This window comes from Pseudokineococcus sp. 5B2Z-1 (genome assembly GCF_037482305.1).
Lineage (GTDB): Bacteria > Actinomycetota > Actinomycetes > Actinomycetales > Quadrisphaeraceae > Pseudokineococcus.
On the sequence record NZ_JBBHZG010000010.1, the window covers coordinates 23475 to 46997 of the forward strand.

Below are 23523 nucleotides of genomic sequence, written 5' to 3' on the forward strand. Positions count from 1 at the left end.
CCGCGGCCGACTCGGACTAGCTTCCACGAACCCCCTTCTCGCAGCATCGTTGGCTGCTAGGGGGGCGAGTGGGGACACCCCGCGTCCGGGTATGGCGCTGGGTGGAAGTCCCTGTGGGAGGGGATCGGGAAGGGGTCGGCGCCTCGGCGTCGGCCCCTTTCTCGTGCTCGTACGTTAGCGCGTGAGACGGCGGTGTGTCCACAAAGCAACGGCGCCCGAGGTTTTGCGACAGTGCCCTGAGGGTGCTTCCTGCTGCTCTCGGCCGCGACTACTGAGCGCACGCGCGTGAGGGCAGGCCGTCGTGGCCACCCGGACGTCGGGTGATGAGCCCTTCTCCGGTGCGGACGGCCGCTGCACGGCCCCCGTTCCCGATAGATGCCTGCTCGTCGGCGTTGGCGGTGGGGTCAGGGGTGGCCCGCAGGGTCATCGCGGAGCGACGCGGATGCGCCCTTGACGCCGGCGGCGGCGCTGACACGATCCGGCGTCGGGAGAGGACGAGTCCAGGTCCCCTCCCCCATCGGGTGGGGAGGGCGCGCGTGGTCGTCGAGCAGGGACGTCGCTCGTCGTGGCCGTCGACCCCGGCGCCGGGCCCAGTCGAGGACGCCGTCGCCTTAGTGCTGTCGCAGGCGCTGCCCGGGCGACCGGAGGCGTGGGCGGTGCTGAGAACGCACCTGCTGGGTGTCGACGGCGGCCCGCCCGTGCCCGCCGCGCGGGCAGCCGAAGCGGTGGGGCGGCCGGTGGGGTGGGTGCGGGGGCTGTTGCCGCGGGTGCGGATGGTTGCTCGGCACGCGGGCCCGCCGGCGTCGCTGGTCGCGGCGGTGGGCGTGCTGGAGGGCGGGCCGGTACGGACCGCCGAGGAGGCGTCTGCGGCCCTGCTCGAGGCCGGGGTGTGCGCCGGGCCGGTGCACCCGGGCGGGGTGCTGCGCGCGGCGGAGGTCTTCGGGCCCGCCACCTTCGTGCAGCTCCTGACCGCCAGCCCCGTCGGGGCGGGCGCGCTCGGTGAGGCGCCGGCGGTGGTGGTGGCGCCGGCGGGCCGGGCCGCGTTGAAGAGGTCGGTGATGGGCGCGGTGGTCGCCGCGGACCGCCGGGGCGACGTCGTCGACCTGGCCGAGGTCGCCGCGGGCGCGGGGGTGCCGGTGGTCGCGGTGCGCGCCGTCCTCGAGCGGGAGAAGGGCTGGCAGACCCACGAGGGCGGGGATGGGTCGTGGTGGGCGTGGCGGCGCCCGTTGGTGCGCAAGCGGGGCCTGGTGACGTCGGTCGCGGTGCGGCTGCTGGCCGCCCGCGGCTACGACGTCGAGGAGCTGCACGCCGCGGTCGTCGACGTCGTCGACCGGCTTCCTCCGGCGACCCGGCGAGACGCGTGCGTTCCACCAGCTCGCGTGATGGCCGCGTGGCTCGACGCGCTGGGCCTGCTCGTCGCCCCGGCCGCCAGGAGGGCGGGGACGGGGGCGGTGTTGCGGTGCTCGTCGGACCTGGCGGTGGCCAGCGACAGCGTGCTGCTCGAGGCGGTCGCGGCGGCCGGTGGGAGCGCCGACGCTGTCGACCTCGCGGGGGCGTTGCGGGCAGCGGGGTACACGGCGTCGACGGCGACGCAGCTGGCGCGCACGTCCCCGGTGCTGGTGCGGGTGGGCCGGGGGCGCTACGCGCCCCGGTAGCGGTCCCGGTCGCGCGGCTGGTTGGTGGTGGGGCGTGCTCTCGCGGGGGTGGAGGTGAGCGTGCTGGGTGCAGGCCGTGCACGGCCGGCGCACGCGGTGGTGACGTACGCGGAGTGGTGAGGGCGCCGGTTGTGCGCGGGTGGTCAGGTGGGTCCCATCGTCCACCTGTGGGCGAACCGAGCCGCTGTTAGCTCGGGTCGTCCATAGGTGGGCGAGGGGCTAGCGGGCTTGTGTCTTGGCCACGCTGGCGGACCAGTCCGGCAGCATCGTGTGAGGAAGGCCAAGGTCGTCCTGGACGGCGTGGCGGTACTGCGTCATTGCGGCGGTGCTGCGAGTGAGGGAGCCGACGCTGCCCTCTTCGGCGACGGTACGGATGGCGGCGTGGAGGTCCTGCGCGGCGGTGGCCGCGTCTGTCGACCCGAAGAGGCTCACCTCTACGTGAAGGTGGATGAGTTGCCAGTCCCAGTCGTCAGCTAGGTCTCCGTAGTCACCGCGGCTATGAGCTGCGGCTAGCCGGTCTAGTCGTCCGGCCTCGGAGATGTAGGCCGCGTGAGCCTCGTGCTTACGGTCGCGGGCCCAGTCCTCGTGCCGCCAGGTCCGGTCGTCAGTCCGGTGTCGCTGCTCCCTGCTGTCCGCGCGGTGCTGCGTCACGACGACGCCGAGAAGAGTGATCAACGACGCGGCGATGACGGCGCCCGCGCCTATGGCGGCCGTAAGCCACGCGGGCGCAGCGCTGCCTGAGATGAGGACCAGCGGAAGGAGTGCGGTCACTGTGCCTCGGTAGGCGCGCCTGCGGGCTGGTCGCTGGTGGAGGCGGCTCGACGGCGGCGGGTCCGGCGAGGCGCTGTGGTGGTGGGCGCAGTCAGTCCAACCTTTTTGAGCTCCTCAGCGGTCCACCCGGCAGACAGGGCGGCGGCGTGCTCGCCGGCGTACTTGGCGTCGGCGGCGGCGAGGGCCTCGCGGATGCTGTCGCGCTCGGCGGCGGCGCGGGCGAGGGAGCGGCCGGCGTCCATGCGGGCGTCGACGAGGGCGCGTAGGCCCGACTCGATGGTGTCCGGGTCGGTGGTGGTCATGGGGCCACGCTAGTGGCCTGAGGGCGTCACCGTCAGGTGCCGCTCTGGAGCCGGGCGGAGCGCTTCGCGCGCAGTGCTACGTCAGGTGAGAAGCAGAGCAAGCTAAGCATTTAGGTTCCCTAAATGGGCCAACCGCTCGACAGGCTCGTCAGGTGGCGGCACACTGCGTGTGCAGGGGCCCACCGGTGGGTGGGGCGCTGCGCTGGGCCAGGTGCTCAAGCCGAAGAGCAGGGACGACACCTCGGGGAGGTGACCGGAGATGACGGATGACACGTCGGCGTCGCCGGAGTCGTCGCCGGGTTCGGGGTCGTCCTCGCCTGGCTCGGTGTCGCCGTGGCGGGCGCTGGGGCGACGTCGCCGGGCGAACGTGCCGGGGGGTCGGCTGCACCACCACAAGGTGTCGGTGACGCCGGAGGAAGAGGCCGTGCTCGTGCGCCTGGCGGAGTCCCAGGGCGTGACGGTCGTGCGGTTGCTGGTGGAGTCTGCGATGGCGCCGCAGGGGGAGACGCCGGCGCAGCGCCGGGCGGCGATGTCGGAGCTGTTGTCGGTGCACCGGCAGCTCGCGGGCATCGCCACGAACGTCAACCAGCTCGCGCGTCACGCCAACGCCGGCGAGGAGTTCCCTCCCGAGGCGCGGGCGGTGCTGGCGCGGGTGCGGACGCTGGCGCTCCGCATCGACGACGTCCTGGACGGGATCGCCAAGCCGTGATGCCCAACGTCACCCGGGGCGACCGGATGGGCGGCCTGCTGTCCTACCTCGTCGGGCCCGGGCGGGCGAATGAGCACACCGAGCCGCACCTGGTGGCGGGCGACGAGCCGGTGATGGCTTGGCACGACGACGCCGAGCTGGATCGCGTCAGCGCCCTGGAGGTCGCACGTCACCTGGACCGGCCCCGCGCTCTGTACGGCGTCGAGGTGCCCGGCGGTTCGGTGTGGCACTGCTCGCTGTCGCTGAGGGCCGAGGAAGGCCAGCTCGACGACGGCAAGTGGGCCGACATCAGCCGGGACTTCGTCGACCGCATGGGCTTCACCGAGGCGTCGGGGAAGGCGCCGTGCCGGTGGGTCGCGGTGCGCCACGGGCTGTCCACCGCGGGCAACGACCACGTGCACCTGGTGGTGTCGCTGGTCCGCCAGGACGGCACCAAAGCGAACACCTGGAAGGACTTCGCCCGCGCGCAGCAGGTCGCCGGCGAACTGGAGAAGAAGTACGGCCTGGAGGTCGTGGAGTCCCGCGACGCCGACCGCGGCACCCGGGGCGTGTCGCCCGCGGAGCAGGCCCGCGCGGAGCGCTCCGGTGCGCTCGAGCCGGAGCGGTTGACGCTGGCCCGCAGCGTCCGCGCGGTCGCCGGTGCGGCACCGGACGAGGCTGCTTTCGTGACCGGTCTGCGCGAGCAGGGCATGTGGGTCCGGGCGCGCTACGCCGCCGGGCGCGACGACGTCGTCACCGGCTACAGCGTGGCCGCCAAGCCGGCTCCCGGGCAGCGTCCGGTGTGGTTCGGCGGAGGGCACCTGGGGCGGGACCTGACCATCGCCCGGCTGCGCCAGGGGTGGCCCGACTCGCCCGAGGCGTCCCAGGCCGCGGTCGCGCAGTGGCAGGCCGCGCGGCGCGGTCAGCCCGCCGGCCGGGCCCGCGGGCCGCGGGTCACCGTGGGCGACGAGCACCTGGTGGCGTGCACCCGCGAGGTCGAGGCGATGCGCGCGCACCTGGCGTCCCTGGACCCGGCCGACAGGGCCGGGTGGGCGCACGCCGCCCGGCAGACCTCCGGCGCCCTGGCCGCGTGGTCCAACCGCGTGGAGGCCAAGCCCGGGCGGTTGGCGCGGTCCTCGGACGCACTGGCGCGGTACTCCCAGACGCGGGCGCACGTCGAGGCGCCGAGGGCGGCGCGGGCGGCTGCGCGGCCGTCGCTGCGCGGCACGACCTTGATGCTGATGACGGCGGCCGACAACGGCCGTGGGCGCGCCGCTGAGGCGGTCCTGGTGCGCCAGCTCCTCAAGACCGCGCAAGCCATCCACGACGCGCAGGTCGCCAGCGGGCAGGCCCGCTCGGCGGCGCACCTGGCGGCCACGGTCAAGCACGAGCTGCGGCCGGTGATGCGCGAGCGTCCGGTGCCGGAGTGGGTCTCCGAGCGGGGTCTGGACGGGTCTCGCCCGGTCGTCGCCTCGACGGGCACGGCACAGGAGCACGAGGACGCGCGCAGGATCGCGGACTTCGTGCGCGAGGCGAACGGGCCGATGCACCGGCCCTTGGGGTCGCCGGTGCCGGAGCGGCTGGCCGAGCCCACCAGGGCCCCGCAGGCGCCGGCGCGACCTGGCCCGGACCGCGGCGTCGAGCGGTGACGAGGACCGGGGCCGTGACCACCACTGCACCGACCGGAGTGCCGGTCGGAGCGCCATCTGGAGCACGACCTAAGGCACCACCAACGGCACGACGAGGGGGAGCGGCATGAGCGAGTCGGACGGCATCGAGGAAGCCTTCGAGGGACAGGTCAGGGTGGCCCTGCTGGTGGCCGGGCGCGTCGCGGAGGAGCTGGCCCGTCAGCGGGAGCGTGCGGCGCGTGAGGCCGAGCAGCAGTCGGTCCAGGCCGCGCGCGACCTGGCCGCCCGGGTGGCCGCCGAGCGGACCACGGCACGGGCGTCGCTGGCGCCGATCGAGCGCGACGCTTGGTGGGAGCGGGCGACCCCCCGCGACATCGAGGCCGCGTGGCAGACCGCCCAGCAGTGGCAGGACGTCGAGCCGGACGCCCGCCGCGCCACCGAGACGATCCGCGAGCAGGTCCGCACCCGCTATGGCATCGACGTCGACGCCCTCGACCCCGACCGCCAGGACGCCGTCAGCCGCGCGATGGACGACCGTGCGCGGCAGGAGCGGGAGGCCGCTGAGCGTGCCGGCCGTGACGGTGACCGTGCACGGTCAGAGGCCGATCAGGAGCGGGTGGTGGCCACCCTCCTGGCAGGCGAGGCCGCTGACGAGCGCGCCGCCGCTGACGACCTCAGTGGCGAGCAGGGCGGCGAGGTGCCGTTGCTCGAGCGCGCCGACAGCGCGGAGCAGGAGGCCGGCCAGCGCGGCCAGGACGGTGCTGCCGCCGACAGCCGCGCCGCCGGTGCCGATGCCGAGCGGTCGGCCGCTCTAGGGGCCGCAGGACGGGCGGAAAGCGCGTCAGGGACGGCCCGTGCGCAGGGCCCGGCCTACGACAGCCACGAGCGGCGGGCGCAGACCCAGAGCCGTCTGGAGGGCAAGCTGGGACCCGAGCACGCCGAGGCCATCGAGGCGCGGATGGCGGCCGACACCGCGAACGCGCGACCGGCCAGCGACATCGCTCACGAGCAGGCTCCGGCGGCGCAGGCGGCGGGTCGGCGCAGGCTGCCCTTCGGGAAGGCACGCGCGAAGAGCCAGGGCATCGAGCGCTGAGGAAGACGGGGCAGCAGCAGGGGGGGAAACCGTGGGTGTCGCCCCCTGCTGCCTGTCCGGGTCCTGGCGGGGTTGCCGGTCAGGCGTCGTCGCCGGCGTCGTAGAGGCCGGGTGGTGGCTTCTCCAGCGGGAGCCGGCGCCAGGGCGGCTCCCTGTGGCCCTTGTCGGGGCTGCACCCCTTGAGGGGGCCGTCGGCGCTCATGAGGACGTTCATGTTCGGGTCGCCGTGCTGGAGCAGCCACGTCGAGGTCCCGACGGTGGGGTCTTTGCGCAGGTGCTCCCAGGCGCGCCAGATGGCGTCGAGGCGGACGACGGCCTCGGAGTGACGCCACCACTGCGGGCACCAGGTGAGCTCGCGCAGGTCGAAGCTGCGGGCGTAGGTGGTGGCCAGGAAGCCCTCCACGAAGTCCGGCAGGGTGGCGTAGAACAGCGCGGGCGGCTGGTCCGGGGAGACCACCTCGACCGCACCAGAGCGGGCGACGTCGGCGAGGTCGGCCATCACGTCGTCGTCGAAGGCCTCGTCGACGGCGGCGGTCGCCACGTCCTCGAGCCGCTTCTGCACGGCGCGCTGGACGGCCGCGTCCATCCCGGCCCGCAGCGCGGGCAGGGTCAGCTCGTCGCGGCGCTGGTGGAGCTCGTGCACCGAGGCGACCGGCTCGTCCTCGTCATCCCAGGCACCTGGGCTGCTCACGCGGCCCCCCGCTGCTCGGCGGTCGTGGCGCCGTCCGCAGGGGCGCTGGAGGCCGCTGCGATGGTCTCGGCGGCAGCCGGGTCGTGCGCGGCGATGGAGGCGGTCACGGCTTCGGCGTGCGGGCCGGTCATCCAGGGCAGGGTCCGCACCAGGGTCGGGCGGGAGCCCGACGCCAGCACGACGGCACGGCCGCGCGAGAGCGCGGCAAGGTCCGCGACGTCCAGGACCTTCTCGCGGGTGGCCGACCGCGACGTCGAGCGGCCGTGGCGAGAGGAGGAGGTCGAGGTGGCCGTGCGCTCGTACTCCCCGATCAGGGTGGACAGCTCGGTCAGGAACTCGACCTCGGAGACGCCGCCGCCGTAGACCTTGATGTTGGCGGCCGACCAGAGCTTGCGCATGCCCTCGCGGCCCCAGACCTCGACGCCCTGGGACCAGGACTGGAGGATCGTCATGATGACGATGCCGCGGGAGCCGTAGTGGCTGTATAGGTTCGGCAGCTCGCGCCAGCGGCAGACGTTGGCGGCCTCGTCGAGGACGGCGACCATCGGCACCGCGAGTCGTCCGCCGGGCAGTGTCTTGGCGAGGTCCTCGGCGGCCTCGGTGATGGCCACGGTCAGTGCCGTCACGAGCGGGCCGGCGGAGCCCTGGCCCTCCTTGGACAGCGAGTAGAGGGTGCCGGCGGAGCGGACGAAGGCGGCGGGGTCGAACTCGGGTCGACCGGCTGCCAGCCAGGGGTTGTTGCCCTTGGCGGGCGGGGTCACCCAGGCCATCGCCTTGCGGTTGGTCATGAACGAGGCGAGCTGCTGCGCCGTGCCGTACACGCCAGCGCGCTGCTTGTCGGCGGAGTTGATGACGCCGGAGACCGCGGCCGCGTTCATTGGGTAGCCGCCCTCGCGCAGGACCTCGACGGGCGTGCTGTCGCCTTCGTCGGAGACCCACAGGTAGACGTCCGTCAGGGGCCGCCCGTCGAGCGCCGCGGCCAGCAGGAGGTTGGCCAGCAGGCCCCGTCCGGCAGGCTCGAAGAAGGCGTCGCTGCGGGCTCCCGGGTCGCGGGAGGCCGCGGCGAACAGGTCGGCCAGCTGGGTCGCCTTGACCTCGTCGGTGACGTAGGTCAGCGGGTTCCACCACCAGGTCGGCTGTTCCCCGGCGATGGCCTGGGGGTCGAAGACCCACACGGCGCTGCCGGAGCCGTTGTCCCCGTTGGCGGTCGCGGCGTGCGCGGCGCGGGGGTCGCGGGTGGCGTCGACGAGGTCGCGCTTGTTGGAGGTGGCGATGACGGCGCCCGGGGCGTCGAGGATCGCGGGGATCGCGCGGGAGGTCGTCTTGCCGGTGCGCGGTCCCCAGATGTCGACCGCGACGTCCTCCCAGCCGGTGTAGAGCAGCGCCCCACCGGCGACGGTGCGAGCCAGCGGCAGGCCGGGGGCGTCGGTGGCCACCCCGAGGCGTTGGGCGGTCGCGGTGGCGGTCTTCGCGCGCAGCCCGTCGATGTCGCGGCCGCGGCCCATGTGGGTCGCGGCGACGTCGACGCGAGCCCGCTTGGCCGCCCGCCGGGCGAGGACCACGGCGGCGACGACGCCGGCGATGAGGAGCACCAGCCCGGCGGCGACCGCCAGAACGGTCGCGGTCGTCGTCCACGCGACCTCGCCGGCGATGAGCGCGAAGACCAGGTCGAAGGGGTTGGCCGGCAGGGCGGCGGTCCCGTCGAGGGCGGCGGCCCCGTGCAGCACCGCCCAGAAGGCGCCCAGCAGCGCGAGGACGACCAGGACGCCGCCGAGCAGCAGGTAGCCGCTGGCGTCGGCGTTGCCGCCCGCGCGACGCGACGGGGCGCTCACCGGTGACCCTCCGCGGCGTGATCATTGTCAGCGGCGGCGGTGTCCGGGTCCTGCGGGTCGGGGGCCGACGGCCCGTCGACCTCGAGCGCGGCCACCGGCAGCGCCGTCGAGGTCGTCTCGTCGGCGCCGAAGAGGGAGTCCCCGGTGGGGACGTCGCCGGCAGCCAGGGACCCGTCGTCGTGGCCGGCGAGGTTGACCGGTGCGTCGGCCACGCCCTCGTCGACGACGGCGCGCACCCCCTCGGCGTCGATCAGGTCGTCGACCCGCCCGGAGCGGGAGACCTCGCGCCAGAGCTTGTTGGTGTCGTTGAGCGAGAGCTCGGCGGGGGTGAGGTCGACGTGGACGGGGATGCCCGTGCGGCCGCCGACCTTGACCAGGAAGTTGCCCTGGCCGGGAGGGGCCTTCTCCTCCTCCTCGACCGGGTCCCACACCGGCGGGTCGGTCCAGGACACGAGCTTGTTCTGCTCGGTGCGTGACAGGTGGACCACCTGGGTCAGCTTGGACATCTCCGCCTCGGGCAGCCCAGCCGCCACGAGCATCCCGGCACGCTCGACGAACCCGCGGGCCTTCATCCGGTCGTCGGCGTCGGGCAAGGCGTCCAGGTCGGACATGGTGTGGGTGATCATCGCCAGGCCCACCCCGCGCTGGCGATTGAGCCGGGTGAGGGCATCGACCCGCTCAACCAGGCCCCGGGAGGCGCGCAGGGCGCGCCAGAGCTCGTCCAGGACGACGAAGTAGTGCCGTCGGGGCTCCAGGCCGGCGTCGGCCAGGACGTTGGCGTTGTTGACCGCCCCGAAGCCGTAGGACCAGCACGCCAGCAGCGCCGCGGCGGACAGGTCCGTGTCGGACTCGTCGATCGAGGACACGTCGAAGACCACCGGCGCGTCGCGGCGCATCGGCGTGGTCGTCGGCTGGGAGAACATCTCCCCGAGCCGGCCGGTGCCGGTCAGGCCGATGAGGGTCGCCTCCAGGCCCTCGGTGATGTCGCGGTAGCGATCGATGTTGCCGCGGTCCAGAGCCACCGCGCGCACGTCCTCGGGGGCCTCCCGGATGACCTGGAGCAGGTCGCCCAGCACGGGCACCGCACCCGCCGCGGCGCGGTCGTCCAGCACCCGCAGGGCCCGGTCGAGGATCGACTCCTCCCGGTCGGTGGGCGGTGCCTTGCGGGCGATACTGATGAGCGAGGCGACCATCTGGTGCCGGCGGCCGTGGGCGTCGGCGGCGACCTTCGCGGCCGCCGAGCCGGTCAGGCGGGCGGCGGTCGCGCGGGCCTCGCCCGGGTCCAGGACGTTGAGGTAGCCGCGGCCGCGGCCGAGCTCGATGACCTGCCCGCCCAGGGCGCGGATGAGGTCGACGTAGTCGGGCTTGAGGTCCCCCAGGACCAGCGGGATGGTGCCGTAGCCGGTCAGCCCGGCGCACCAGCGCCGCACCATCGTCGACTTCCCCAGGCCCGGCTTGCCGAGCACGAACGCCGACGGGTTGGAGATGAGGTTGGCGCGCTGGAACCAGCTGATCGGGTCGGCGCACACCGGTGCGTTGGTGTCGATGTTCCGCCCGATCGGCACCCCCACCATCGGGGACCCGGTGCCGGCCGACCACGGCCACAGCCCGCAGGCCTGCACCGTCGTCGAGCGCCACATCGAGGCGGCCTGGACGTACCCGGCGCCGCCAGCGCCGCGACCCGTCCATCCGCGGGCCGGCGGCCGCGGGGCCATCGCAGCGCGGCCGGACGGCTCGTCGACGGGCTGCTGGGTGCTCGGCGTCGCTGCGTCGGCCTGAGCAGGTCGGGCGGCCGTCTGCTTGCGCGAGAGCTGGCGGGGCAGGTGCAGGGCCATCACAGGGCCTCTCGGATCGAGTCGGGCACCTTGAGGTGCGCCGGCAGGTGCAGGCCAAGCGGCAGGGCCGCGGCGAAGGCGGAGTCCTGGGAGCCGTGGACCGGGCGCAACGTCAGCCGTGCGGTCGCGGCGAGGTTGTCGACGGTGGCCATCGCGTCCTCGAGCCGGGCGGCGTCGGAGACGGTGGCGGTCACGAGCATCCCGAAGGACAGCAGCCCGGCGCCGGCGGCCTCCTCGTCGGCGGTCGCGGTCGCGGCGCGCTGCTCGACGAGGACACGCGAGGACGGTCGCTTGGTGCTGGTGGCGCGGACGTCGGCGTTGCGCTTGTCCTGCTCGACGATCCGCGCGGCGCGGGCGGAGTCGACCGGGCGGTAGAGCATCGTGACCCGCTTGCGGTCGACCCGCGGGTGCGGGGCGAGCAGGTGCTCGAGCACCGAGGACCGGACGGTGCCGCGGGGCGCCACGGTCATCGACCAGGTGCACGAGAGCGCGCTGTCGTGGCGGTAGTGGTCCCAGGTCGACTCGGTGGCGGTGGGGCCGACGTCGGTCCAGGACAGCTCCGGCGTCGCGCCGACGGCGTGCGCCTCCTCCAGGAGCCGGACGGCGTCGGGGTCGAAGGCGCCGCGCACGACTTCGCACAGACCTTGGGCGGACAGCGGTCGGGCGACGCCCCCGCCGGTGGCCTCGAGCCCGGCGCTGATGCCGGGCAGGCGGGCGGCGAGGTCGTGGCCGACCTCGTCGGCCTTGCGGCGGCGCCCGCCGGCGGGGCCGGCGGCGGCGGTGAACGTCAGCGCGACCCAGGCGCGGACGGTCGCGGCGCCGTCGGGGGCGGTGCGGGCGGTCTCGGCAAGGATCGCCTGCGCGACGACCGGGGCATCGGGGTCGGCGTGTAGGGCGATCTCGCGGCGCAGCCGCGTGCCGGTGTCCGGGGCGGTCTCGACGGTCACCGAGACGGCGGTCAGTCCAGGCTCGTCGCCCAGCTGAGCCAGCCACGCACCCCAGTTGGCGACCCAGGAGTCGACCTGCTCGGCGTCGACGCCGGCGGCGCCCTCGGGCTCGGTGGCCAGCACCACCGTGTAGTGGCCGGTGGACGGGACGTGCAGCAGCGCGAAGCGGCGCGAGTAGGAGTCGAGGTGCTCCGACAGCGAGGACGCCGCGAGCAGGCCGGGGAGCTGGTGGGTGCCCCACCGGGTGCGCCCGAGGACCCCTGAGCGGTACAGGTGCCCGCCCAGGCGCCGGGCGTTGGCCCAGGCCATCCGACCGACGACGCGCTGGCCGATGGAGCGGCCGTGGCGGTCGCGGATGACGACCACGCCGAGGGCGGCCACGGCCACCAGGGCGGTGATGACGGCGGGGATCAGCCCGCCGATGGCGTTGGCCACGATCATGGCGATGAAGCCGGCAAAGACGATGGCGGTGCCGATCAGTCCGAAGGAGCCGATCCCGGCCGACAGCGGCCGCCGCCAGTTCCCGTAGGTGCGCGCGCTGCGCTCAACGACTGCCACTGGGGCCGCCTCCCTCACCCGTCGCGGAGTCCGCGGCGTCTCGTCCTGCCTGGGCGGCCGCCTTGCGACCCTTGTCTGCGATTTCGACGCCCTTGGCCGCCGCGGCAACGCCGATGCCGACCGGGCCTGCGGCGGCCGCGGCGGCACCGCCGGCCGCACCAGCGCCACCCGCGCCACCCGCGGCACCGGCACCGGCGCCGCCGGCGCCGGCGCTGGCCGTGGCCGGTGCGCCCGCACCGGCAGGAGTCGTGGCCCCGGCTGCGGTCGGGGAGGGCGCCTGCTCGCCGCCGGTGCTCTTAGCGCCCTTGGCGCCCTTGGAGCTCGTGCTCCCGCCACCGGAAGGGCCGGCGCCGGAGGGGCCGTCGCTGCCGGAGAGGCCGGAGGGGCCGGTGCCGCCTCGGCCACCCGCCGACGAGGACTCCTTGCCACCACCGCCGCCGCCGTTGCTGGCGGCGCGGTTGGCCAACGCCCTCCCAGCCATGATGGCGCCGGTGGGCAGTGCCGCGGCGGCCAGCGCCGCCGTCCCGCCGCCGCCGGAGGCCATCGCCCCGACCATCGGCGTGACGAAGCGCATGAGAGCGGGCAGGGCGACCAGCGCCAGCAGCATCAGCGTCAGGCCGGTGATGAGATCGATCAGGCCGGTGCCGTCGTCGGAGAACACGTCGCTACCGGTCAGTCGAAAAGCGGCGGCGTAGACTATGGCGGCAGCGGGCTTGTAGAGGATGAAGGCGATGAGCCAGGCCAGGCACTTGTTGAACCACTGGCGGCCCATGGCTGTGTTCGTGAAGGCGGCGGCCGTGGGGAAGATGCCGGCAAGGATTACCAGCATTCCGCCGCGAGCCACCATGAGCACGATCTGCACGATGCTCATCAGCAGAGCCGCGCCGCCGAGGACGATCACCACCAAAGAGGTCAGCCCCGGACCCACGAGAGTCGCGCCTGTCGCTCCAAGGAGCAGCGCGGTCATGTTGTCCCCGAAGCTGCCGGTCACCGACCGGTCGATGAGAGCCTGGGCCAGCGCGTCGGAGGCCGTCACCAGCAGGGCGATGACGGCCAGCCCGGCGCCGGAGACGACCACGAACGTGACCAGGGCTGTCATGAGCCCGATCAGCGGCTCCCCGCGCCGCTCCCATGCGGTGCGGGCCGCCCCCACGAGGATGGCCAGGACGGCCAGCGACAGGGTGAGCGTGTAGAGGTTGGTCTGGAGGAAGCCGACCGCATCCGACGGGGCTCCGGTCCCCGGGTTGGTCGACAGCACAGGGGTACCGATGTTGACCCACAAGGTCCCCAGGGCCGCCACGGTCTGCCCGACAGCCTCGGTCACCGCATCGGCCATCTGCCCGAAGACGTCCTCAGCGATGTTTGCCGCGACGCTGCCGAGTCCTTCCCCGACAGAGCAGAGGAAGTCCCCGGGCGCGCAGCCTGCCGACGCACTCACGAGAGCCCAGACCAGGGCGTGAAGCCTGCGAGGTCGGTTAGCGCGCCGATGCCGGGGTTGCCCGTGGAGGGGATGACAAACTTCCAGTCCCCGTCCTCCCAGCGCATCGCTGTCGGCAACGACGCCAGCGAGCCATTCGGGGTGCGGACCGCGAGCTCGTAGACGACGCGGTCCTCTTCGGACTCGATGAAGCGGTAGCCGGCGATCTGCCCGAAGCCCTGCACGTTGTCCGTAAGGCCCTGCTCGAGGGCCGCGTCGCGCTCCGGGCTCTCGGCGGTCAGCTCCTCGTAGACCTCAACAGAGCGACCGTTGAAGCCCTGCGCCCACCAGTTGATGCCCGCGAAGAGGGCGCCGGTGGGGTCGTGGGAGAAGCAGGAGGCGAAGCCGTCGTCGGTGGTGACACCGGGGCCTGCCCCGTCCGGGTCGGTCGGGACGGCCGTGGTCCCGACGAGCTGCCACTGCGCGGTGGGAGCCTCGACGGGAATGCCCGGGGAGCCGGGAGCGAGACCGCAGACGCTCTCGCCGGCGACAGGCTCGCCGTCCCCCTCGGGCTCCGTGGAAGCCGAGGGCGACGGCTGGGGCGACGGCTGGGGTGCGGCAGTGTCCTCGTCGCTGGGCGGCAGGACGAACAGGACGACCGCCAGGAGGGCGAGGAGGGCCAGGACCACCGCGGAGACGACGAAGCCGGGACGGGGGGGGGGGGGGGGAGGGGGGGGGGGGGGGGTGTAATCGTCGCTGGGCGGCAGGACGAACAGGACGACCGCCAGGAGGGCGAGGAGGGCCAGGACCACCGCGGAGACGACGAAGCCGGGACGGCGCCACGGGCTGCGGCCCGTGGCGCCGTCGTCGTCCTCGTGTGTCCGCCGGGACAGGCGGCTGAGGGGGGTCGAGGCCATCGGCTCAGGCCAGGGCGCCGACGAGGCCACCGGCAGCGCCGACGAGCACCGTGGCCACGAGCACGAAACCGAGGCGGCCGGCGTGCTCGCCGCCTTCGCCGCGGCGGTTGGACACGGCCATCAGACCGGCGGTGACCAGGACGCCGATGACGCACAGCACCAGGACTATCCAGCCGGCCCAGGAGATGACCGTGGTCAGACCCTCCATGCCGGGCGGGGCTGCGGGCGGGGCGTCGGGAACGACGGTGAGGACGGCAGCGGTAAGGGTGTTCATCAGGAGACCTCTCGGGTGTCGGGGGCGGTCGCCCCGGCGTCGGTGGTGGTGGTCGGGGTGGACAGGCGCGAGACGGCGCGGAGCAGGGTCCGCACCGCCGCCGGGGGGGCGGTGGTGCCGTCGGCGGGTGCGAAGCGGGCCGCCTCGAGCCAGGGCAGGTGCCAGCTCCTCGGTGCGCCGCCGGCGACCAGGCGGCTCAGGTCGCGCAGCGGCTTCGGGGTTTTGCCCGGGGCGTCCGCGACGACGACCAGGCCGAGCAAGCGCACGCCGGGGACGGCGCCAGAAGCCCAGTCGGTGAGAGCACGCTGCGCGGCGTGCAGGCCGCGGGCGTGGGAGCGGCAGACGAGCACGACCGCCGAGGGCGTCGCCTCGTCCGCGCTGGTGGGCCAGCAGTGGTCGGCCGCACGGGACCCGGCCAGGTACTCCGTCAGCGTGCTCTCGCCAGCGCCACCGTGGGCTCCCAGCCACCACACCGAGGCGGCGACTTCGGGCGTCTTGCGGGCGAGCCGGTCGACGCTCTCCAGCTCGTCGACGCCGTGCTGCGGGGACGCGGGGCCGACGAGGTCCGCCTCGACCTCGTCCTCGGTGCTGTCCGGCTCCTGCGTCGCGGTCAGCCATGGGTTCCGCCCCACCGTCGCGCCTCCTCTACCCCAGAGCGGCCGGGGCGGCCACTGCACCCCTGTAGACTCATGTGCACAGCCTTCCACGTCAAGCGCCGACGCCGACGTTGTGTATCTGAACCTCACGTGTCGTGATGCTCAATCGCTGACCCGGAAGGAGGAGGCGAAGTGTTGTCGGTGACCACTCACACGACGTCGTCTCCCTAGGCTCCGCGCGATGCATCCCGACCTCTACGACACCGACGACCTGGCCGCGGCCTTGGGCGTGCACCCGCTGACGCTCCGCCGCTGGGTGGCTACGGGGCGCATCCCAGGTGCCCAGATTGGCCGCCGGTGGCGCTACTGGGGGCCTGCGGTCATCAAGGCTCTGTTTCCTGACGCGGACCTGTCGACCACGGGCGCAACGCGGTTGCCGCACCGCGCCGAGACGCCCGAGCTGTTGGCCGAGCCTGTGGTGGTCAACGCTCGGACTCTGGCGGAGCTGTTGGACCTGCGGCTGTCGACGACGACCGCGCTCATCCGGCAAGGCGACATCGCCGGCACGAAGGTTGGGCGCGAGTGGTTGGTGCACTGGCCGTCTCTGCGCGACCGCATCGCCGCCGGCGCTCACCAACAGGTCGATGCGCGAGAGGGCGCTCCACCTGCGGATGACGGAGCTGTCGCTGAAGTGCCCGTGCCACCATGGGCGCCCGCAACAGGGACACCAGCCGACAGGGACAGCGATGGCCGATGACGAGCAGCAGGCCCGTCCCAAGACGCTGGCCGAGAAGATCGACAGGTTGTTCAAGACCGTCCGGCGCAGCGGGGAGCCCGAGGCGACCTACCGCGAAGTAGCGAACACCATTGTCGCCCGAGGCGGGGCCATCTCCGCCAGCTACATCTGGCAGTTGCGTACAGGCGTCAAGGACAACCCGACGATGAAGCACCTGCAGGCATTGGCGGACTACTTCCAGGTGAGCCCTGCCTACTTCCTCGATGACGAAGAAGCAGCGCGGATCGACTCAGAGCTCGAGCTGCTCGCAGCGATGCGGGACGCGGACGTGCGGGCCATCTCCTTGAGGGCGTCCGAGTTGTCTCCGTCGAGTCTTCGCTTGGTCCATGACCTCGTCGAGCGAGAGCGACAGCGTGAGCGCGACCAGCAATCAGCAGGTAGAAGTGACCCTGACGAAGGCGACGGCAGTTGACTCCGTAAGGCGGGTCAGTTGGTTCTAGTCGACAACGACGCAGAGGGACGAATATGGCCCTGATTCCATTTCGACGCGGGCGAAGGTCGAGCGCGATGCGCACTCTCCGTCGGCGTGTCGAGGAGCGGGTGGCCGAGGTCGATGTGCCGGAGCCTTTCAGCATCGAGGCGCTCTGCGAGAACGTAGCGCGGCGTCGCGGCCGACCGATCGAGCTACGAGCGTTCTACGAGAGTGACCCGACCATGCCCTGTGGCCTGTGGCTGCAGATGCCCGAGCGGGACGTCATCTACTACGAGGGGGCAGTGAGCCTTCCGCTGCGGGAGAACATCATTGCCCACGAGCTCGGTCATATCCTGGCCGACCACCCCTGCGACCAGCAGGAGCTCGACGTCTACCGTGCCCGGCTGATGCCGACACTGGCGCTCAACCCCAGTCTCCTCACCCGTGTCCTCGGCCGTGTGTCCTACACGACGGCTCGGGAACAAGAGGCTGAGATGTTCGCGTGGCTGCTGCTCGGCTCAGTGCGTAGCCCCGATGCCGCGGAGGCCCGAGGCGACGCGAGCGCGCAGGGGCGCGCCGCCGCGCTGCTCGGTCCCTCGTCGTGACAGTCCTGTCGTTCGCCGTCCCGGTGGCCCTCTGGGCGGCTGTCCTCATGCGGGCGCCCGCAGCGCGAAGGGATGGCCGCAAGCGTCTCCTCTGGGTCGCCCTGACCGGTCTCGCCATCTATGCGACCTTGGACCTGCCCTCTGTGGCGGTCACGGTGGACGGGGTGGCCACAGAGACTACGAACCTGTCCCACCTCATCAAGTACCTCGTGGCTCTCGTGGCCGCCGTCGCGGCCTACGAGGTCGTCCGTCACGGCTACTTCCCGCCCAAAGTGGCCAGCAAGGGCTGGCGGCGCCGGGTGATGGCCACAGCCGCCTTCGCCGCGGTTCTCGTCCCCCTATTCATCCTGTCCCCGGTGCGGGAGCAGCAGACGGACAGCCTCGTTGCCACGTATTCGAGCGCCCCGACGATGGCGGCCTTCCTTAGTATTTTCTACCTGGCGATGGGCACCATCCTGGGATCAATCGTCCGGCACACCATCTGGTACTGCCAGCAGCTTCCCCACGGTTCTCTCCGTACAAGTATGGCCATCATCGCCGCCGGGGCTGGTTTCGGGCTTGTCTTCGTCGCCTTCCAACTCGCACTCGTGGCTCTCACTCCTGCCTTCCCCGCGACCGTGGCGACCGTGGCCCCGTCACCGTTGGGAGCCTTCATGCTGACCGCATGCCTGGCGCTTATCGCGCTCGGCACGGGTTGGAGACTCATCACGGGCCGCGCCGTCGACGAGTGGCTCACGGCGCTGGGCGGATACCGCGACCTCCGGCAGCTGTGGAGGGACCTGCACGACGTGGTGCCCTCCATCTCGCTCGAGGACGCACTGTCACGCGATGGGGACGGTCGGGCCACCCTCCGGCGCCGCGGCAGTCGCCTCGTAGGCCGCCACGAGCTCCGGCTCCGATACCGACGTCGCGTCGTGGAGATCCTCGACGGGGAGCTGGCGCTACGTCCTTACGTCTCCGAGGAAGCGGTGAGGGCGGCCCACGAGGCGACGCGGACCTCGGCCGTCTCCGAGGGACGTCGCTCGGCAACGGCTCAACGGGCGGTCCTCGAGGTCGCCCGCCGACGACGGGCTCGTGGCGAGCAGCCCATCGCCAGCACCTCCAGGCCCCGGTCGCCGGCGGCGACGACGTTCGAAGAGGAGGCCGAGAGGCTGCTCGCCATCGCTCGCAGCCGCAGTGACGGTCTCAAGCTCGCGGACCTGATCGACCACCCCGAGCCGTCCACCACCATTGCGCGATGAGCACTCAGCAGACGACACCGCCGCCCACGAGTGCGCTCGGTCTGGCGCGGACACTGACCGACCTGCTGTCGCCTGGAAACCTCCTAGTCGCCGTCCAGCTCCTCGTCGGAGCAGTCAGCGGGAACACGCTCATCGAAGGGTTCGCCTGGGGGGCGCTAGCTGCTCTCTTCACAGCCGGCCTGCCCTACGCCTTCGTACTGCGCGGTGTGCGGAAGGGGCGCTACGGAGACCACCACATCGGAGAGCGCCGGCAGCGGACGAAGCCCTTCCTCTTCGCCGCCGCCTCGGTGCTCGCCGGCCTGGTCCTGCTGACCGTCCTGGGGGCTCCAACCGAGCTGCTGGCTCTCACACTCGCGGCCCTCGTCGGCCTCCTGCTCATCCTCGTGACGACGCTCGTATGGAAGATCAGCGTTCACACAGGCGTGGCCGCCGGCGTCGTGTCCGTCGCGTCTATGACCTTCAGCCCCTTCGTCGTCGTCGCGCCCCTGGTCGTCCTGGCCGTCGGCTGGTCGCGCGTGGCCCTCAGGGACCACACGGTCGCGCAGGTGGTGGGCGGCGCCGTCCTCGGCGCGATCGTGGCCGCCACGCTGTTCAGCACGCTGCGCTAGGCGGCAGGCGGGGCGTCGTCTAACCTCGACGGCGTGTCCACTGGTGTGAACAAGCCGGGCCGGCTGGCGGCGGCTGTGCTGCTGGTGGTCGGGCTCGGTGGATGCAGTGCCACCCCACCAAACGATGCCCCGTCAGTGACCACCGTCGAGTCCTCGACGCCCGCCTCCGCCGCAGCCACGGCCACGCCTCTGTCGAGGGGCCAGGACTACGGCGAAAACGTCCCGGACGCCGAGCCGTCGCCCACCTGGGACGCTGACGCACGCGAGGCGGCCGTCCAGCACGCCGGCGCTACCATGACCGCCTTCGCCCGCCCGGGGCTGCCTGAGCGGCAGTGGTGGGATGAGCTCGCCCCGCTGATGACCGTCTCCGGGCAGGACGCCTACGGCGCGGTCGACCCCACCGAGGTCCCCGCCCGCCAGGTCACCGGTGAGGCCGTCCTGGTCGACGACTCCTCGGCGTGGCTTGCCCGGCTCGAGGTCCCGACCGACGTCGGCGCGTACGAGGTCCTGCTCGCACGCGAGGACGCCACCGCTCCGTGGCGGACCGAGACGATCACCCCGCCGGCCGCCCTCTCGCAGCCGGTCGGACGGTGACCCGGTGAAGGCCGGTGGGGCCGTCGCCCTCGTCGCAGTGCCCGTGATGCTGCTCGGCGGGTGCATGACCGGGACCCTGGTCATCGGTGGGGCTGTCAGTGCCTACGAGCAGTCCCAGCAGACCCGCTGCGGCGGCTCCTCCCCCGGTGGCGTCGTCGACGTCGGCAACCTCCCCGGCGGCTCGGTCGCCGGGTACTCCGGCGAGCAGCTCGCCAACGCGACGCAGATCATGAACGCCGGTGCGGCACTCGGCCTGACGGTCCGGGACCAGACCATCGGCGTGATGACCGCGATGGGCGAGTCCTCCCTGAGGGTTCTGGACTACGGCGACAGCGCCGGCCCCGACTCCCGGGGCCTGTTCCAGCAGCGCGACAACGGCGCCTGGGGCTCCTACGCCGACCGGATGGACCCCTACCGCTCAGCCACGTCGTTCTTCCGAGTCCTCGCCGGCGTCCAGGGACGCGACCAGATGCAGCCCACTCGGGTCGCCAACCGCGTGCAGCGGAACGCCGATCCCAACCACTACACCCGGTGGTGGGACCCCGCCGTCGCCGTCGTCGACGCTCTGACCCTCTCCGGCGCCCTCACCTCGGCCGGTGCCCCGGCTACCCCCCCACCGGCCGTCGTTCCCGCCGCAACGCCAGCGGTCTCGCCCAGTGCTGTCCCCGGCGCGGGGGCCGGCGCTCAGGCGCCAGCGGTCCCGACCACCCGCGCGCTATGCGGCCAGGACGGCGCCGCCGTCCCCGTTGGAGAGGGCGGCTGGGCCCAGCCCGCCGCCGGCCCGTACACCTCCGGCTACGGGATGCGTTTTCACCCGATCCGCCGCCAGATGCGCCTGCACGGCGGCATCGACCTGGCCCCCGGCTGTGACTCACCCATCAACGCCGCCACCAGCGGCGTCGTCGCCCGCTCGGGGCCGACCGGTGACTCCTACGGCACCTTGATCGTCCTGGACCACGCAGGCGGCGTGAGCACCTACTACGCCCACATGTACGCCGACGACCTGCTCGTCGACGTCGGCCAGCAGGTCACCGCGGGCCAGCAGATCGCCCGCGTCGGCAGCTCCGGCGGCTCCACCGGTTGCCACCTGCACTTCGAGGTCCGCGTCAACGGCGAACGGACCGACCCCGAGCCCTTCCTCGAGGCGCGCGGCGTGGACCTGCCGCCCCTCACCTAACCAACAGCCACCGCACACGTCCGCTGGAGGACCTGATGTCAGAGCCCACCACTACCGCTCCGGTGGTCGACGTCGTCGTCACCACCGACGGCACCGCCCAGATCACCGTCAACGGCGTCTCCCACGAGCTGACCGCCTCCGACGTCGACAACGCCCGCCGCCGCAGCGTCGCCCACATCGCCTCCACCGTTGCCACGCCCGCGGGCGGGCCCGTGCTGGCCAAGGTGGTCGACCCTGACGGCTCCTGGCACCTGCTCATCCACCCCGACGGCACCCTGGGCGAGGCCCCGACCACCTCCGCGCCCGTCTCCGTCGATGAGCCAGCGACGGCGTCCGCTTCCGGGCTCGCCCCCACGACCACCTCGACGAGGTCCACGCCCGCACCGGCCCCGGCGGCTCCTGCCCGCGCACGCCCGGCCGCGGACGACCTCTCGACTGAGGACGTCGAGGAGACGTCAGCGCGGGTGGTGCCCGTCGCCGCCGCACCGCGGCCCAATGCCCAGGACCTGCTCGGCAGTCGGTCCTCCCGAACCCTGCCCCAGCGCGCCCGCGAGGGCTGGCGCGGGTGGATGGCCCGCAGCGTGGGGCTGCCGCTGGCGCCCGGCGCCGCCGAGGCAGCCCGCTTCGAGCTGACCACCACGGTGCAGGCCCAGCTGCCGGGCCCGCGCACGGTCATGGTCGTCAACCCCAAGGGCGGGGTCGGCAAGACCACCACGACGCTGCTGCTGTCGGCCGCCCTCGGCCAGGCCCGCGGCGGCGGGGTCCTGGCGTGGGACAACAACGAGACCCGCGGGACGATGGGCCTTCGCTCGGCCGACGCCGGGCACGGCGGGACCGTGCGGACCCTGCTGGCCGCCGCGCTCGAACTCATCTCGACCGCCGGGCGCCTGGGCGACCTCGACGCCCACGTCCACCACCAGGCCGGCGTGCGCTTCGACGTGCTGCGCTCGGACGAGGACCCCACCGGCGCCGGCGTCGTCGACGCCGACGACTTCGCCGCCCTGCACACCCTCATCCAGCGCTTCTACCGACTCGTGGTCATCGACACCGGCAACAACATCCGGTCCGCGAACTGGCAGGCGGCCGCCGCGCAGACCGACCAGCTCGTCATCACCACCACCGTCCGCGAGGACTCCGCCGCCTCGGCCGCGTGGATGGTCGACGCCCTCGCCGCCGGCCCCTACGCGCACCTGCTCGAGCGCGCCGTGACCGTCCTGTCCGACCCCTCCCCGCGCACCCCCGAGGACGAGCGCAAGCGGCTGACCGACCACTTCGCCGCCGCCACCGGAGGGGACCCCGCCCGAGTTGTTCGGGTGCCCTTCGACCGGGCCCTGAGCGGCGGCGGCGTCATCAACCACGACGCGCTGTCCTCCTCCACGCGCACGGCATGGCTGTGCGCGGCCGCCGCGGTGGTCGACCAGCTCGCCAAGCCGGGGCACGCGCAGCCGTGACCACTTCCGCGACACGCCGTCGCGCGTCCCATAACTGTTTCGGCATCAGGGGTTGGGTAGGCCCCATGCGTACCTCTCAGGGTGGTCGGAAGAGCAAGGGAGACCGAGTCCTCGTCGCCTCCCGCGTTCCTCGCGCCGTCGCTGATGCGGTGCGCGAAGACGCAGAGCGCCTGGGCTACGACTCCATCAGCTCCTACGTGGCCGCCGCGCTGGCGGCTCATCAGGGAATGCCCGAACTCGCGCCGTCGCCTGTCCGAGACCAAGAGGAGCTGCCGCTGCAGCGTGTGAGCTAGGCAGGGCCTAGACACGACGAAGGCCCCCGTTGGAGCGGGGGCCGTCGTCCTAGCAAGTGACCGGTTACCAGCCGGTCGAAGTACGTCTCCTGTGACAGAGGCGGTGCTGCGCTCTGACGATAACCCCTGCCCACCGGCAGGGGCCAGACCCGATCCCCGACACGCCCACCACGCCCCCCGCACGGGGGTCCCGTCGGCGTCGTCGCGGGCACCTGGCCCTGCTCGGACGACGGGCCCTCGAACGCCACCCCGCGGCCATCGCCGCGGCGATCCCGCGCGGGTCGACCCGCTGCCCCGGCCAGCGCCGCTGGCTCGCGGCCGTCGCGGCCCACCCCGACGTGGCGACCTGGCGCGCCGACCGCGTGGCCAGCTACCTCGCGATCGCCCGCGAGGTCGCCCTGTGCGCGGACTGGACCTGGGGCACCACCCGACCCACCTGGGACCATCTCGCGGCCCGCACCGGCCGCTCGCGGCGCACCGTCGCCCGCGTCCTGGCCTGGCTACGCGCCACCGGCCTGCTCGGGCTCGTGGCCACCGGCCGCTCCGCCGGAGCCGCCGCCATGGCCGGCGACGACGGCGCCGACGCCGCCCTCTACGTCCTCGCCGTTCCCCACGCTCTGCGCCTGCTCACCGGCCCTTCCCCCGCGGCTACTAGCCGGGAGGACGACCAGGCGGCTCGCGCCTTGTCGGGTGTGCATGAAGTTGGCACCCCATCCCGCGAAGCGGTCTCCGAAGGAGACCCCCGCGCAGGCGCGCGCGCGAAACTCGGTCCCCCCACCGCGGATCGTCCGCTCACCGCGTGGCCACCATCGCGACGACCGGCCACGAAGCCGGAGATGGCCGCTGCCGCTGCCACCGCCCAAACCCTGTGCCCACCACTGCGGGCCACCACCGCGCCCTGGGTGGTCGCCCTGCTGCGCGAGTTCTGGCTCGCCGGCTGGACCCTGCGCGACACCCTGCGCGCCCTCGACGAGCGACCCGACGGCACCCCCTGGCCCCACACCACAGGCGTCCGCCACGTCCCCGGCTGGGTCCGCCACCGCCTCGCCGCCTGGCGCACCGACGCAGGCACCCCCCAGCGCTCCCCCTCCCAGACCTCGGCCGCCGCCCAAGCCCACACCCGCGCCCTGGCCCGGGCCCGG

22 protein-coding genes and 1 pseudogene are annotated in these 23523 nt (G+C 73.4%); 13 read left to right on the plus strand and 10 right to left on the minus strand.

The window, feature by feature from the left end:
- Positions 1 to 773 precede the first annotated feature (773 nt).
- A complete protein-coding gene (locus tag WDV85_RS16660; RefSeq protein ID WP_339571688.1) occupies positions 774 to 1655 on the plus strand; it encodes a hypothetical protein in 882 nt (293 codons plus the stop codon).
- A gap of 219 nt (positions 1656 to 1874) precedes the next feature.
- On the opposite strand, the gene WDV85_RS16665 is transcribed toward WDV85_RS16660, so the two are convergent.
- Both WDV85_RS16665 and WDV85_RS16670 read right to left on the minus strand, forming a co-directional pair.
- A complete protein-coding gene (locus tag WDV85_RS16665) occupies positions 1875 to 2426 on the minus strand; it encodes a hypothetical protein (protein WP_339571689.1) in 552 nt (183 codons plus the stop codon).
- Positions 2423 to 2728, minus strand: coding sequence for a hypothetical protein (locus WDV85_RS16670; RefSeq protein ID WP_339571690.1), 306 nt, complete (start codon positions 2726 to 2728; stop codon positions 2423 to 2425). The genes WDV85_RS16665 and WDV85_RS16670 overlap by 4 nt, the downstream gene beginning before the upstream one ends.
- 259 nt (positions 2729 to 2987) lie before the next feature.
- Between WDV85_RS16670 and WDV85_RS16675 the strand changes: the two genes are divergently transcribed.
- The 3 genes from WDV85_RS16675 (at position 2988) to WDV85_RS16685 (ending at position 6137) form a co-directional block, all read left to right on the plus strand.
- Positions 2988 to 3437 carry a MobC family plasmid mobilization relaxosome protein gene (locus WDV85_RS16675; protein ID WP_445263375.1) on the plus strand — a complete coding sequence of 150 codons (450 nt, stop codon included), beginning with the start codon at positions 2988 to 2990 and terminating at the stop codon, positions 3435 to 3437.
- Positions 3437 to 5065, plus strand: coding sequence for a relaxase/mobilization nuclease domain-containing protein (locus tag WDV85_RS16680; protein WP_445263377.1), 1629 nt, complete (start codon positions 3437 to 3439; stop codon positions 5063 to 5065). Before WDV85_RS16675 ends, WDV85_RS16680 begins: the two co-directional genes overlap by 1 nt.
- A gap of 106 nt (positions 5066 to 5171) precedes the next feature.
- Positions 5172 to 6137, plus strand: coding sequence for a hypothetical protein (locus WDV85_RS16685; protein WP_339571693.1), 966 nt, complete (start codon positions 5172 to 5174; stop codon positions 6135 to 6137).
- A gap of 79 nt (positions 6138 to 6216) precedes the next feature.
- Here WDV85_RS16685 and WDV85_RS16690 read toward each other — a convergent pair whose 3' ends face one another.
- The 8 genes from WDV85_RS16690 to WDV85_RS16725 all read right to left on the minus strand — a co-directional run bounded on the left by WDV85_RS16690 (position 6217) and on the right by WDV85_RS16725 (position 15240).
- Entirely contained in the window at positions 6217 to 6828 is a 612-nt protein-coding gene (locus WDV85_RS16690; protein ID WP_339571694.1) for a DUF4913 domain-containing protein, read from the minus strand.
- A complete protein-coding gene (locus WDV85_RS16695; protein WP_339571695.1) occupies positions 6825 to 8660 on the minus strand; it encodes a type IV secretory system conjugative DNA transfer family protein in 1836 nt (611 codons plus the stop codon). The genes WDV85_RS16690 and WDV85_RS16695 overlap by 4 nt, the downstream gene beginning before the upstream one ends.
- Positions 8657 to 10495, minus strand: a complete 1839-nt coding sequence (locus WDV85_RS16700) for a hypothetical protein (RefSeq protein WP_339571696.1) — start codon at positions 10493 to 10495, stop codon at positions 8657 to 8659. Before WDV85_RS16700 ends, WDV85_RS16695 begins: the two co-directional genes overlap by 4 nt.
- Entirely contained in the window at positions 10495 to 12000 is a 1506-nt protein-coding gene (locus WDV85_RS16705) for an SCO6880 family protein (protein WP_339571697.1), read from the minus strand. The genes WDV85_RS16700 and WDV85_RS16705 overlap by 1 nt, the downstream gene beginning before the upstream one ends.
- Complete coding sequence (locus WDV85_RS16710; protein WP_339571698.1) at positions 11987 to 13336, minus strand: hypothetical protein; 1350 nt, start codon at positions 13334 to 13336, stop codon at positions 11987 to 11989. The genes WDV85_RS16705 and WDV85_RS16710 overlap by 14 nt, the downstream gene beginning before the upstream one ends.
- Positions 13337 to 13434: 98 nt before the next feature.
- A complete protein-coding gene (locus tag WDV85_RS16715) occupies positions 13435 to 14334 on the minus strand; it encodes a hypothetical protein (protein WP_339571699.1) in 900 nt (299 codons plus the stop codon).
- Between the two features lie 4 nt (positions 14335 to 14338).
- Complete coding sequence (locus WDV85_RS16720) at positions 14339 to 14608, minus strand: hypothetical protein (protein ID WP_339571700.1); 270 nt, start codon at positions 14606 to 14608, stop codon at positions 14339 to 14341.
- Positions 14608 to 15240 (minus strand): DUF6668 family protein, encoded by a 633-nt coding sequence (locus tag WDV85_RS16725; RefSeq protein WP_339571701.1) that lies wholly within the window; start codon positions 15238 to 15240, stop codon positions 14608 to 14610. The genes WDV85_RS16720 and WDV85_RS16725 overlap by 1 nt, the downstream gene beginning before the upstream one ends.
- A gap of 205 nt (positions 15241 to 15445) precedes the next feature.
- Here WDV85_RS16725 and WDV85_RS16730 point away from each other — a divergent pair, with 205 nt between their 5' ends.
- From WDV85_RS16730 to WDV85_RS16770, 9 genes and pseudogenes are all read left to right on the plus strand, one after another.
- Positions 15446 to 15961, plus strand: a complete 516-nt coding sequence (locus WDV85_RS16730) for a helix-turn-helix domain-containing protein (protein WP_339571702.1) — start codon at positions 15446 to 15448, stop codon at positions 15959 to 15961.
- Positions 15951 to 16412 (plus strand): helix-turn-helix domain-containing protein, encoded by a 462-nt coding sequence (locus WDV85_RS16735; RefSeq protein WP_339571703.1) that lies wholly within the window; start codon positions 15951 to 15953, stop codon positions 16410 to 16412. Before WDV85_RS16730 ends, WDV85_RS16735 begins: the two co-directional genes overlap by 11 nt.
- Before the next feature lie 128 nt (positions 16413 to 16540).
- The gene (locus WDV85_RS16740; RefSeq protein WP_339571704.1) at positions 16541 to 17017 is read left to right on the plus strand and encodes a hypothetical protein; all 477 of its coding nucleotides are present in this window, start codon (positions 16541 to 16543) and stop codon (positions 17015 to 17017) included.
- Complete coding sequence (locus WDV85_RS16745; protein ID WP_339571705.1) at positions 17014 to 18258, plus strand: MAB_1171c family putative transporter; 1245 nt, start codon at positions 17014 to 17016, stop codon at positions 18256 to 18258. The genes WDV85_RS16740 and WDV85_RS16745 overlap by 4 nt, the downstream gene beginning before the upstream one ends.
- Positions 18255 to 18866 (plus strand): hypothetical protein, encoded by a 612-nt coding sequence (locus WDV85_RS16750; protein WP_339571706.1) that lies wholly within the window; start codon positions 18255 to 18257, stop codon positions 18864 to 18866. Before WDV85_RS16745 ends, WDV85_RS16750 begins: the two co-directional genes overlap by 4 nt.
- 33 nt (positions 18867 to 18899) lie before the next feature.
- Positions 18900 to 19460 carry a hypothetical protein gene (locus WDV85_RS16755; RefSeq protein WP_339571707.1) on the plus strand — a complete coding sequence of 187 codons (561 nt, stop codon included), beginning with the start codon at positions 18900 to 18902 and terminating at the stop codon, positions 19458 to 19460.
- A gap of 4 nt (positions 19461 to 19464) precedes the next feature.
- Positions 19465 to 20637 (plus strand): M23 family metallopeptidase, encoded by a 1173-nt coding sequence (locus tag WDV85_RS16760; RefSeq protein ID WP_339571708.1) that lies wholly within the window; start codon positions 19465 to 19467, stop codon positions 20635 to 20637.
- 35 nt (positions 20638 to 20672) lie between these two features.
- Positions 20673 to 22088: a nucleotide-binding protein gene (locus tag WDV85_RS16765; protein ID WP_339571709.1), complete on the plus strand. Its 1416-nt coding sequence runs from the start codon at positions 20673 to 20675 to the stop codon at positions 22086 to 22088.
- 655 nt (positions 22089 to 22743) lie between these two features.
- Positions 22744 to 23523: pseudogene (locus tag WDV85_RS16770) on the plus strand (hypothetical protein); the annotation flags it as partial.